General features: G+C 64.1%; 9 protein-coding genes. 1 reads left to right on the top strand and 8 read right to left on the bottom strand.

Annotated features, from left to right (window positions below; all coding sequences use genetic code 11):
* Positions 1–53: 53 nt before the first annotated feature.
* The 3 genes from U741_RS0108550 to U741_RS0108540 form a co-directional block, all read right to left on the bottom strand.
* Complete coding sequence (locus tag U741_RS0108550; RefSeq protein ID WP_029890063.1) at positions 54–1697, bottom strand: cytochrome c3 family protein; 1644 nt, start codon at positions 1695–1697, stop codon at positions 54–56.
* Between the two features lie 114 nt (positions 1698–1811).
* Positions 1812–2816 (bottom strand): hypothetical protein, encoded by a 1005-nt coding sequence (locus U741_RS0108545; protein WP_052378641.1) that lies wholly within the window; start codon positions 2814–2816, stop codon positions 1812–1814.
* A complete protein-coding gene (locus U741_RS0108540) occupies positions 2803–5199 on the bottom strand; it encodes an NAD(P)-binding domain-containing protein (RefSeq protein ID WP_029890061.1) in 2397 nt (798 codons plus the stop codon). Before U741_RS0108540 ends, U741_RS0108545 begins: the two co-directional genes overlap by 14 nt.
* Positions 5200–5304: 105 nt before the next feature.
* Here U741_RS0108540 and U741_RS18345 point away from each other — a divergent pair, with 105 nt between their 5' ends.
* Positions 5305–6627 (top strand): multiheme c-type cytochrome, encoded by a 1323-nt coding sequence (locus tag U741_RS18345; RefSeq protein ID WP_052378640.1) that lies wholly within the window; start codon positions 5305–5307, stop codon positions 6625–6627.
* 57 nt (positions 6628–6684) lie between these two features.
* Here U741_RS18345 and U741_RS0108530 read toward each other — a convergent pair whose 3' ends face one another.
* The 5 genes from U741_RS0108530 to U741_RS0108510 all read right to left on the bottom strand — a co-directional run bounded on the left by U741_RS0108530 (position 6685) and on the right by U741_RS0108510 (position 11930).
* Positions 6685–7959 carry a tetratricopeptide repeat protein gene (locus U741_RS0108530; protein WP_029890059.1) on the bottom strand — a complete coding sequence of 425 codons (1275 nt, stop codon included), beginning with the start codon at positions 7957–7959 and terminating at the stop codon, positions 6685–6687.
* Positions 7959–8657: a hypothetical protein gene (locus tag U741_RS18340; RefSeq protein WP_029890058.1), complete on the bottom strand. Its 699-nt coding sequence runs from the start codon at positions 8655–8657 to the stop codon at positions 7959–7961. The genes U741_RS0108530 and U741_RS18340 overlap by 1 nt, the downstream gene beginning before the upstream one ends.
* A 5-nt stretch (positions 8658–8662) precedes the next feature.
* Positions 8663–9328, bottom strand: coding sequence for a DUF4331 family protein (locus U741_RS0108520; RefSeq protein WP_029890057.1), 666 nt, complete (start codon positions 9326–9328; stop codon positions 8663–8665).
* A 524-nt stretch (positions 9329–9852) separates the two neighbouring features.
* Positions 9853–11508 carry a chaperonin GroEL gene (gene groL, locus U741_RS0108515; protein ID WP_029890056.1) on the bottom strand — a complete coding sequence of 552 codons (1656 nt, stop codon included), beginning with the start codon at positions 11506–11508 and terminating at the stop codon, positions 9853–9855.
* Between the two features lie 134 nt (positions 11509–11642).
* On the bottom strand, positions 11643–11930 hold the full coding sequence (locus U741_RS0108510) for a co-chaperone GroES (RefSeq protein WP_029890055.1): 288 nt from the start codon (positions 11928–11930) through the stop codon (positions 11643–11645).
* Positions 11931–12035 lie beyond the last annotated feature (105 nt).

Below are 12035 nucleotides of genomic sequence, written 5' to 3'. Positions count from 1 at the left end.
AGGCCTGCTCACCCGCGGAACATCCTGCAAACCAACCCGCCGCCGCAATCAAACTAAGGCTGTAAGCCCATCTCCACGGGTTGAATCGATGCATCCCCATGCAGGCGCCCCTCCCTATCGCCGACGCTGTGCGTCGCGCTCACCTGATGGAAGCCGTGGCAGTCCACGCAGGCACTCTGTATCCCCGCTGAATAAGCTACGCCCGCGTGACATTGGCGGCAAGTGGCGATGGGCGGCAGCAGAAGCTCTGCGGCATCTTTCGAGGTCTCGGCGCTGTGACACAGCGCGCACTCGGTGGTTTGGTGAGGCGCGTGCGTAAAGCGGGCATGTGGCCACCAGCTCTGCGCCAAAAGGACGGGCGCAACCCCTTCGCCTTGCGCGGACACGACATGGCACTTGGCGCACAGCCGTGACTCGATCTGTGATTGCACCCAGCCCTCTGTCGTGGGGCCGTCACCACGGTCAGCCTGGCTGCCGGCCCGGCGACGCTCGATGTCGGGGGTGTTGGCCTCAGGCATGTCGGCCAGCGCGTCGGTGGCGATCCGCTCGAGCATCCAACGCGCGGCCACGATATCGCCGTGCGGCAGGGTGACCGTCGCGTCGGGCGCTTCGACATCCAGGGCGTGGCAGCGTTGACAGTGGGGCTCAAAGGCGATGGGCTGGAACCCGACCCGGCCCGGCCCGGGTTGATGGCAATCGACACAGGCCAGGGTTTCGGGGCCTTCGGGACCGTCCAGGTCGGCTTCAAGATGCAGGTCGTGCGGATAGATCAGGCCGCTGTTGTCGGCGGGCGCATCGGCGAGCGGCGTGCGCTCAAAGGTCGGGATGGCACCGTCCCAGCCACTGATGACATTGACGCGGAATGGGGGGTGCGCGCGTTCGAAATCGGCGGCAGGCGACAAATGCGCAGACCAGTCTTCCTGGTGGGGCGCGGCGTGGCAGTCCGTGCACAGGCCGGAATGCTCGGGCATCACCGCGTGTGTCCCGCCATGTTCTTTATGGCAGTTCGCGCAGCCACGTTCGCTCAGGCCGCTGGCGTGCAATATGTCGGTGTCGGCGCTGTGCTCGCCCAGCCCCTGGTGACAACTGCGACAGGTTTCATCACGAACCTGCACGAACAAATCGACATGGCAACTGCGGCAATCGTTGGCCAGATGCTGGTGGGCGTTACTAATGGTTCCCGAATTCCACAACGTGTCGGTGGGCAGGAAGGCCCGTACCGGGGTCTCGGCAGGTAGCAACGCCATGACCAGCGGAATCAGCAGCGTCAGCAACAGCAGCGCGATGGCGGCAACCCATGCCGGACGGCGCATGCGCAAGCCTGCACCGGCAAGATCGAGCGCACCGCGACGGGCCTTGGCCTCGGCATCCAGCGCCACGCTGAGCACCAGCGACAGCCCGTCGGTCGGCGCCAGCACCTGAATTCGGTGCGGCCCCAGCGCCAGGGTTTGCCCGGGCTGAAGCACGGCGTCTTGCAGGCCACTTTGCCCATCCAGACCAAACCGGTAAGGACCCTGCGCCTGCGCCCGCCAGATGCCGTCGGCGCCGCAGTTCAGCAGCAGGTGCATCGTCCCCACCCGGTTGCCGGGCAGCACGATGGTGTTGTGCGGGCTGCCGCCAATAGCAATGGCGGCAACGTCCAGGTCACGCGTGCTGGGCGCGCCGCTGAGGGGTTGCGTTTCGATTCTGACGCGCATTCAGAACGTGCCCGAGGACACAACACGCCCACGACGGTCGCCGCAGGGCGATCCAGTAAGACGTGGTTTCGGGCTGCAAGGTGAGGCGGTTTTTTCAGTCACGGGCGCACTCGTTCACCAGTACAGAAAAACGGTGAGCACATGGACGAACAGGCTCACCAGCAGTGCAAAGGTCATGGGCACATGCAGATACAGCCAGAGGTTCTGCCGCGCGCGCAGGGTGATGTCGCGATTGAGCCGGTCGACCAACAGCTTGCGCCGGGCCAGCGCCTCCATCAGCTTGTCGAGATGTTCGCCGCGGGCATCGCGCCCGCCATCGAAGATCTGCCCGGCGACCATGAACAGGGTCACGCCCCGCGTGCCGCCGGGTGTCTCGCGGGTGGCGGGTGCAGTGGCGGCGCGATCACGAATCTGCGCCGCCTTGCGGCTGAGCGTCGCCGTCAGAGCGCCGCCGTCTTCGCGTCGCCGGTAGCGACCGCGAATCTGCTGCCATAAGGGGCCACCCATCTGCACCCGCTCGACCGAACGGATCACCATGGCGTGCGTCTCCGGGTCGACCTTGGCGGCATACGACAGGGCGCGCTCGTCAGCGCTGGCAATCTCGGCAACGATGGCGTCGCGGGACATGCCCGCCAGGTTTTGCGTGAGCTGGCGCGGCAGCACGGTGTAGGCAATAGCGCCGTACACCCCCGAAAGAATCACCAGCATCATCAACAGGTAAGCGAGGCTGTGAACATTGAAACCGAGTTGGAAACCCGCATGCAGGGTGGCAATGATGGCCAGTGACAAACCCAGATAGACGTGTGCCGACACCCACGCTGCCAGCGCGCCGCGCCCGGTGGTGAACTGGCGCTTGCGGATGCCCAGCCACGCCAACCAGACAATCAGCGCCAACCCCACGGTGCCGAGCGTATAGCCCAGCCAGGTCCCGCCGTTGTGGCCGTGCCAGGGGTCCGTCAGGGCGTAGAACAGCACCGACACCAACACCAGCAGGGCGGCGCGCTTGAGCCAGAGCGCACGACGATAGGCCCACATCGAACGGTGGCCTTCAGTCTCGTCACGCTCGACCGGGGTTCGCCACGACGTCCATAACCGCCGCAGATGATCAGCGGCGACCATCGCGCAGAATCTCGAAGAACTGTTCAGGGCCGACCCGCAGGGCGGCACCGGTGGGGCAGGCCTGCACGCAGGCAGGACCTTCGTCGCGGCCACGACACATGTCGCACTTCACCGCCTTTTTGGCGATGTCCTTGTTTTTGACTTTCAGCTCGCTACCTGGCGCCCGGCCCTGACCGAACATCATCCAGCGCCAGAGGCTGGGCGCTTCGGTGGACTCGACGCCCATCTGAATCACGCCGTAAGGACAGTTGCGCTCGCAGTTGCCGCAGCCAATGCAGGTCGATTCGATGAACACCTCGCCATTGGCTGCGCGGTGAATGGCATCGGGCGGGCAATCCTTCATGCAATGCGGGTGCTCGCAGTGGCGACAGGACGTGGGCACGTGCAAGTGGTCGAAGGTCGCCCCGGCCTCGCGGTCCAGCCTCGACACCTGCCCGTGCGTGGCCGCGCAGGCCTTCTCGCACTGGTCACAGCGCACGCACAACGACTCATCGATGAGCAGGGCGTCGGTGGCCTCGCCGAGGCCTTCCTTGAGCAGGAAGCTCATCATTTCGCCGCGCTCGGGATTACGCTCCATCTCGATGCGCTGCTGCACCGCCAGCTGAAAGCGGTCACGTACCCGCACCTGGACGGCGGGATGCTTTTCGAGCAACTGCAGAAACGCCTCGGCGGGAATCGCCAGGGTCTCGGTCTTGATGGCGGCGCGTGCGGTCTGCCGTCTCGCGGTGCCGGCCAAGACGTCCACCTCGCCAAAATATTGCCCGGCCGGCACATAGGCCGACACCTGCTCACGGTCGCCTCGCGCGGCTGCCAGGGTCACCGAACCACTGCGCACCAGATGAATATGGCCCGCCTCGGTGCCGTGCTCATAAATCGCCTGACCGGCCTTGAAGGCTTTCATCTCGCAGAGGTCCAGCAGCTTGAGAACCTCCGCCTCGCCGACGCCGGGGGCGAGGTAGTTCTGCACGGCGCGCAGCGCGAACACCCGGTCAACGTATTCGCGGATGGGCGCGTGGCTGGCCATGAAACGCAACATGGTGCGTCGCGGCACCTCGACAATGATGCAGCCCTTGCCCGCCACCACCGAGGCCGAACGTGGACGGCCTGACACCAGCGCCAACTCCCCGAACATGCGGCCGGCCTTGATCACCGGATTGGCATCCAGATCGGCGCTGTTCAGCTCCACACTGGCCTCACCGGCAATAGTCAGAAACACGGTGTTGCCGTAGTCCCCTTTTTGATAAAGGCGCGTCCCCAGCTCGGGCGCACGCAGCTCGCTCTCCAGCAAAAATTCACGCAACTGCAGACGGTTCAGGGCGGCCAGAATCGACGAGCGTTGACGCAGCACGTCGAGCACCACCTCGACATCCTTGATGGCGCTGAACACTTCGAACTTTTTGCGCAGCAGCGGCTCGTCAACCGGCGTCACCGGGCGTCCGCGGATGAATTCCACGGTCTCGAAGCCCTGGTTCATCGCCTGCTTGATCAGCGGATAGCCCGCCAGCGCGCCGATGATGTACAAGCCCGGCACGTTGGACTCATAGCTTGCCGACACCTGCGGCAGGGCCGCCGCATCTTTGCTGGGGAACTGCACGCCACAGCCCTCGACGAAGTCTCGCGGTGCCGTGGCGCCCAGGCGCGCAATGATGCGATGGCAGGGCACCGTCTCGTGCCCCGCGTCGGCGTTGAGCAGCAACTTGACCGGCGGGCCGTCGGCTTGCAGTTCCAGCCGTTCGATCCCGGCGTTGTAATGCACGATAACCTTGCCCTGGTCGATGGCCGCAAGGATGGCGCTGTTGTTGCCATCCTTGGCGCGACTGAACTCGCCCTTGCGATTGACGATGTGCACCGTGTTGTTCGCCGACAGCGCGATGGCGTTCTCGATCGCGGCATCGCCTGCGCCCACCACCACGATGACTTCACCGCGATATTCATCGGGATCGTCGAGCTGGTACTGCACCTGCGGCAGGTCTTCGCCGGGCGCACCGAGTTTGCGGGGATTGCCCTGCACGCCAATCGACAGGATGACCGCCTCGGCCAGCAAGACCTCGCCATTGACCAGCGTGAGGGTGAAGCCGCTCTCGTCCTTGCAGATGCCTTTGACTTCGGCCTGCCGCCGCAGATTGACGCCCGCTGCGACGACGTCCATGTCCCAGCGATCCAAGATGGCTTCGCGCTTGCCTGCCTCAAACCCCGCATCCGCGCGCAACGGCAGGACGGAGGGCTCGGCCATCACGTGCTTGCCCTTCTGGTAGCGATAAATGGTGTTGGCCAGATGCGGCTGGGCTTCGAGCAACACATGGGTGTCACCGGCGCGTGCAGCGCGGCAGGCAGCCGCAATACCGGCGGGCCCACCCCCCACAATGGCAATTTGATAACGCATGGTGAGCCTGGGGTGATCCTGGGTCAGACGCCTGGGACTAGGCGGGTGCTTCGCGATTCGCTATATCTATCCTATCCAATTCAGATTCACTTCAGGTACGCCCACATGCGCCCCACTCAACGACTTGCCCGAATCGTCATCAGTGCACTGATGCTGACGGGGGCTGCGGTGGCCTCGGCGAACCCCGCGTTTCCATCGGACGCGGACGACATCCACCTGGGCGTGGCCACCTGCGCAGGCAGCACCTGCCACGGTGCCTCGCGGCCGCTCAGCGAGACGCCGGTGTTGCAAAACGAGTTCACCACCTGGGAGCGTCAGGACGCGCATTCCAATGCCTACAAGGTGTTGCTCACCCCGGCATCAAAAAGAATTGTCGCCAATTTGGGCTACACGAAACCGGCCCACGAAGCGGCCGAATGTCTGACCTGCCACAGCGACTTCGTGCCCGCCGAGCGTCGCGGTCGCCGCTTCAAGCTCAGCGACGGGGTGGGCTGCGAAGCCTGCCACGGGGGCGGTGAGGATTGGCTGGGCCCTCATGTCTCGGGCAACACGCACGCACAGAACGTGGCCGACGGCCTATACCCGCTTCCGCAGCCGGCGGCGCGCGCACGCCTGTGCCTGGACTGTCACATGGGCAGCACGCGCAAACCCATCGACCACAAAATGATGGGCGCGGGACACCCGCCGCTGAGCTTTGAGCTCGACACCTTCACCAACATTCAGCCCGCGCACTTTCAGATTGATCGTGACTATGTCGAGCGCAAGGGCGCGGCCGATGGCCTGCGCCTTTGGATGATCGGCCAACTGGTGGCCACCGAAGCGTTTCTGGACGGCCTGATCAGCGAACGGTTCATCAGCCACGGGTTGTTTCCCGAGCTGGTGTTCTTCGACTGCAATGCCTGTCACCACCCGATGCGCCCACCGCGCTGGGAGCCCGGGGTCTCTGGCAACAACCCGCCCGGGCAGGTGCGCCTGTTCAATGCCAGCCTGGCGATGAGCGCGCATGTGGTGTCGGTGGTGGCGCCCGACAGTCTCGTTAAATGGCGCACTGGTGTGGCGCAACTTCATGCCGCGTCAACCGTGTCGGTCGCCGACATCAAAAAGGCTGCAACCTCGCTGCGCGGCACCTTGCCCGCGCTGATTGCAAAAGCGGAGTCGGCCAGCGTCAGCGGGCAGACGGCACGCACCATCCTGCAAGCCATGGCCGAGGCGGGGTTGCAACGCGACTCGGGTGACTACACCGCCGCGCAACAGATCGCGATGGGCATGGAAGGCCTCAACGTCTATCTGGCCAGCAGCGACGCCCCCCGCAGCAAGGCATTGCGCCCGGCGCTGGACCGTGTTTTCAGCGCCGTCGAAACCCCGAACAATTACGATGCCGAAACCTTCCGCGCCGGTCTGGCGCAGGCCCGCGAGGCACTGAAATAAGGGAACGCATCTGTTTTTCAGGCTGTCGGCGCGGGCCAGACGTGGGCGCTGGCAGCGCTAAGGAAGCGCCAAGCCGTACATGTCCGCAGCGCGGGGATTCAAGCTCAGGGCCGCTTGCTGATGGCCCTCGCCTTGCGCGTCCGCGGCCATGATCAGAAGCTCACCCAGCACCCATCGCCACTCGGCAGAGGCCCACCCCTCGGCCGAATGGCGCTTCAGCAGGTCTAGCGCCTTTGGCCATTGACCCGAGAGTACAAGCGCCCTGGCCAAGCCCAGGGCAGGCTCGGCATACGGGCGCTCAGCATAATTCGCGACCGCCAGCGCAAGCGCGCGTGAGGGGTCGAACTGAAGAAAATGGTCAAGCGCATGGCCCGCCGCCGCTTCGGGGAATCGGTTCAAGCGCTGGTCGTAGCGGTCACGGGCGCGGTCAATCCAGGTCTGCGCCTCGTCGTCACGGCCCTGGTCTGTCAGCAGCCCGGCCAACGAATCCATGAACTCGGGCAAGTCGGTGCGCTCGATGATCGACCGATAGCGGGCTTCGGCAGCGGCAGACTCGCCCATTAGCGCCTCGATCTCAGCAAGGTGTTCCTCGATCAGCCACCAACCCGGCAACGCCGAGTCGGCCGACAGATAGACCGCGCGAGCCTCCTCCCAGCGACCCTGATGCAAGGCGACATGCCCGCGCCGAAGCCGCAGCCATGCCCGCTGTGCCGGATCGCCGCTGTGATCGGCATCTTCGGCACTTCGGAAGAGCGCCTTGGCCTCCTCCGGCGCGCCTGCGGCCTCTTGCAGGGTGGCCATCTGCACCAGCAAGCTCACCGATGGATGCGCATTCAGCCGCCCACGAACCCGCGCCAAGGCCCCCGACAAATCGCCCCTCATGAACTGCAGATCGGCCTCAAGGCGTTCGCGCATCTGCGGGTCAGCAAAGGGCCCGCAGCGTTCCAGCGCGGCGGAGGCCAGGCCAAGACGATGCAGGGTGACCTTCAGGCGCGCCTCAACCAGGCAAAACGAGGGCGTCTGGCCTTGGGCATCACGCCCGCGCTGCAAGGCCTGGTCGGCGTCGACAAAATCGGTGTACTGGCCTGAAAGCCACGCCCGTTCGAGCAAAGCTTCCGTCAAGGCGACGGCATTGTCTGCGACCTCGGGGGCCGCTTCCAAAGCCAGGCTGGCGGCCTGAACGTCGGCATCGGCCTGTGCCAGACGCTGGGCAAAAGAAACCGTCGTCGCGCGGTCGATGTTCATTGAGGCCGCCGGCTGGCTCTGCGCCCCGCAACCCGCCAGCAGAAGTCCGGCGAGCACGATCGCCGGACCGAGGCCCAAGGGCGACATCAGCCGGGCGCCGGGGGCGGCGGTGACGGTTCCGGGAATGCAGGGCGCAGGTAGGGGAAGGTGGTGGGCGACTGATCGTCGCGATCACCTTCGTTACCCGGTGGATTCAGTGGAAGCTCGAACAGGGCATCCAGCGGGTGAACATCGAGATCGAGCAAGGCAAATGACAGCAGGCGATCCACCACGGGGTCATCAAAGCCACGACCGTTGGGCCAACCGGTTGGGCGGTCCAGGTCGAAGGTCACAACGTCGGGAACAATGATGGGGGCGACCTGCGACACACATTTATCGATGACGATTGAAGAACCCTCGCCCGTTGAACAGGGCGTCAATCCGGCGACACGCAGCGCGGGTCCGAGCTGTTGAAGCAGCGTCGTCAATGTCGCCAGCATTTCGGGGATGAATGTGGTGTCGTCCGCAGGGTCCGCGCGATTCAGGGCATCGCGCTGATTGTCGTCGCCGGGCCTCGATCCCGGCGCACGCGACAGCAGCGCGGTCCCGACCGCGGGCTGCCCCATGCGATCAACACGGACGAAGCGGGCGGCAGCTTCGGTTCGGACGTTGAAATCGCCCCCGGTCAAGGGCGGCTCAGGTGTCGATGTCGCGCCGCCACCGCCGCCACCGCAAGCGGCGAGACCGATGACCACACCGAGCAAGGCAAAGACGGAGAAGCGACTCAATAAGGCATGGTTGGTCATGGGGATCAATCCTGGAACCGGCTGGTGGTGGTCCAGAACCGCAAGCTGCTGGTGGGCGCGCCCTGGAGCAGCGCAGCCTCGTCCATTTCGAACACGACTGCGGTCACGTTGCGCGCGCCAAACCCGTCGCGTTGAGGGTCAAAGCGAATCTCACCCGTTGGATTATCGGGATCGGCACTGAACGTCATCAGTGTCATGGCCAGTCCCTGCGGATCGAAGAAAAACGGGTCGTCGCGTCGCCCTGAAAAGAACCGCAGCCCACTGGGACTGGTGAACACCGTTTCGGTGCGGCCATCGATGGCGCGCGCCTCGACGCCGGGAACATTCTCGAAGCGGACACCGCAGCGACCGCTGCTGTCGCGCCCGTAGCGGATCAACACGTCGGTGTCCGGGACATCGTCGGCGTTTTTATCGATGTGGACCGTGTAGAGCACATCCCGGTCGCAGTACTCAACATCGATCCGCGCTCTTGGTGCGGGTCGACCGCCGAACGTCACTGCACCAATGATCCGGTCAGGTCGGTCAGGGGCGCGAAACACGAATATGTCGGCGATGTCCGCCGCGCGGTCAAGATCGGCCGCGGGTGATTCCGCATGATCCGCCGCCCAACTTCCCCCTGCGCCCCCCAAGATCCCCGTGATCAGGGCCACTGGCCAAATCGTCCGCCGCATGACGCTCTCCCGTTGTCCGCTCGAAATATCAGCGCGCCCCCGGCGTTTGTCAATCGCAACTTGAAGCGGGACTCATGGGCGCTTGCGCGGCGGTCGAAAGGCGATTGCCCGGACCCGGCACCCATCCCGCCCGGACGAGCCACGCCCCCCGACCGTGGCATTTAGCCAACCGGTGCTGAAGGTTTGCAGGGGCTGCAACGCCATCGCTCTCGCGGCTGCTTCACGCACTGCGAGCCGCAGGTGATGCTGGGTTTCCGCTTCGCTGCAACCCAGCCTACGAGGCTGACATGGCGGGCGGTGCTGGTCGCGGTTGTAGGCTGGGTAGAGCTTGCGAAACCCAGCGTTGCAGCTTCCAGGAGGCCGCTGGGTTTCCGCTGCGCTGCAACCCAGCCTACGGGCTACATACGAGGCTTGCGAAACCTGGCCGGAGGTGCGTTTGAGGGGGTTGTGGGGCGTCCGAGAGGCACAAAAAACAAGGCCCCGAAATCGGGGCCTTGTTGTCACAACGAACCGCTGGGTTGGGCTTAGAAGCCGCCCATACCGCCCATACCGCCCATGTCACCCATGCCACCGCCGGCCGGCATGGCCGGGCCGTCGTTCTTGGCGGGGGCTTCAGCAATCATGGCTTCGGTGGTCAGCAACAGACCGGCCACCGAGGCGGCGTTCTGCAGCGCCAGACGGGTCACCTTGGCGGGGTCGATGATGCCGGCCTCGAGCATGTCACCGTAGGTGTTGTTGCCGGCGTTGTAGCCGTAGTTGCCCTTGCCTTCGCGGACCTTGTTGAGGACCACTGAGGACTCTTCGCCGCAGTTGCGGACGATCATGCGCAGCGGTTCCTGGATGGCGCGACGCAGGATATTGATGCCGACCGTCTGGTCGTCATTGGCACCCTTGAGGCTTTCCAGTGCCGCAGCGGCACGCACCAGCGCAACACCGCCGCCGGGGACGATGCCTTCTTCAACGGCCGCACGGGTGGCGTGCAGCGCGTCTTCGACGCGGGCCTTCTTTTCCTTCATTTCGATTTCGGTGGCAGCGCCGACCTTGATCACGGCCACACCGCCGGCGAGCTTGGCAACGCGCTCCTGCAGCTTTTCCTTGTCGTAGTCGCTGGTAGCGTCTTCGATCTGGCGGCGGATGTGGTTGACACGGTCTTCAATGGCAGCCGACTCGCCGGCGCCGTCGATGACGGTGGTGTTTTCCTTGTTGATCTGGACCTTCTTGGCGGTGCCCAGGTCGTCGATCGTCACCTTTTCAAGCGACAGACCGACATCTTCGGCAATCACGGTACCGCCGGTGAGGATGGCGATGTCCTTGAGCATTTCCTTGCGGCGGTCGCCAAAGCCGGGGGCCTTGACGGCAGCAACCTTGAGGATGCCGCGCAGGTTGTTGACCACCAGGGTGGCCAGTGCTTCGCCTTCGACGTCTTCGGCAATGATCAACAGCGGCTTGCCGGCCTTGGCCACGCTTTCGAGCACGGGCAGCAGTTCGCGAATGTTGGAAACCTTCTTCTCGCTGATGAGGATCAGCGGGTTTTCCAGCTCAACCTGCTGGCTCTGCTGGTTGTTGATGAAGTAGGGGCTGAGGTAGCCACGGTCGAACTGCATGCCTTCGACCACGTCCAGCTCGTTTTCGAGGCCGGAACCGTCTTCAACGGTGATGACGCCTTCCTTGCCAACCTTGTCCATCGCGGTGGCGATGATTTCGCCGATGGCTTCGTCGCTGTTGGCCGACACGGTGCCGACCTGGGCAATGGCCTTGCGGTCTTTGCAGGGCACGGCCAGCTTTTTGATTTCGGCGGTGACGGCTTCAACCGCCTTGTCGATGCCGCGCTTGATGTCCATCGGGTCAACGCCGGCGGTGACGCTCTTCTGGCCTTCGTTGAGGATGGCCTGGGCCAGTACGGTGGCGGTGGTGGTGCCGTCGCCGGCGGCGTCGGAGGTCTTGGAAGCAACTTCCTTGACCAGCTGGGCGCCCATGTTTTCGAACTTGTCCTTCAGTTCGATTTCCTTGGCAACCGACACGCCGTCCTTGGTGACGGTGGGGGCGCCGAAGGACTTGTCGATCACCACGTTACGGCCCTTGGGGCCGAGGGTAACCTTGACCGCGTTGGCGAGAATATTGACACCGGACACCATACGGGCGCGGGCGTCGTCGCCAAACTTGATTTCTTTTGCTGACATTTGAACTTCCTCTTGCTAATTCGGATTGACTTTGTGTGAACGCCGCGCAGGGTTCTTGTTTTCTGTAGGTCGGGCTTCAGCCCGACGAACGAGTCGGGCTGAAGCCCGACCTACAGAACCTCGCGCAGAGCCACTTAGGCGAATACGGCCATGATGTCGTCTTCGCGCAGGACCACGAGGTCCTGGCCATCGACTTTGACTTCGGTGCCGGAGTACTTGCCGATCAACACCTTGTCGCCAACCTTGACGTCAACGGCGTGGGTCTTGCCGTCGTCGGTGCGCTTGCCTGAACCCACGGCAATCACTTCGGCCTTGAGGGGCTTTTCGGCGGCGCTGTCGGGAATCAGAATGCCACCGGCGGATTTTTTATCTTCTTCGAGACGCTTGACGATCACGCGATCGTGCAAAGGACGCAGACTCATAGGGTTTCTCCCGTAATTAATGGTTTAAACAAACAAACGGACTTATCAACTCAACGGGGCAGTTGCCAACGGTTGTTAGCACTCTCCCCCTGAGGCTGCTAACAG

This window comes from Polycyclovorans algicola TG408 (genome assembly GCF_000711245.1).
GTDB classification, from domain to species: domain Bacteria; phylum Pseudomonadota; class Gammaproteobacteria; order Nevskiales; family Nevskiaceae; genus Polycyclovorans; species Polycyclovorans algicola.
The sequence above is the reverse complement of the archived record's forward strand: the minus strand, read 5'-3'. Positions and strand labels throughout refer to the sequence as shown.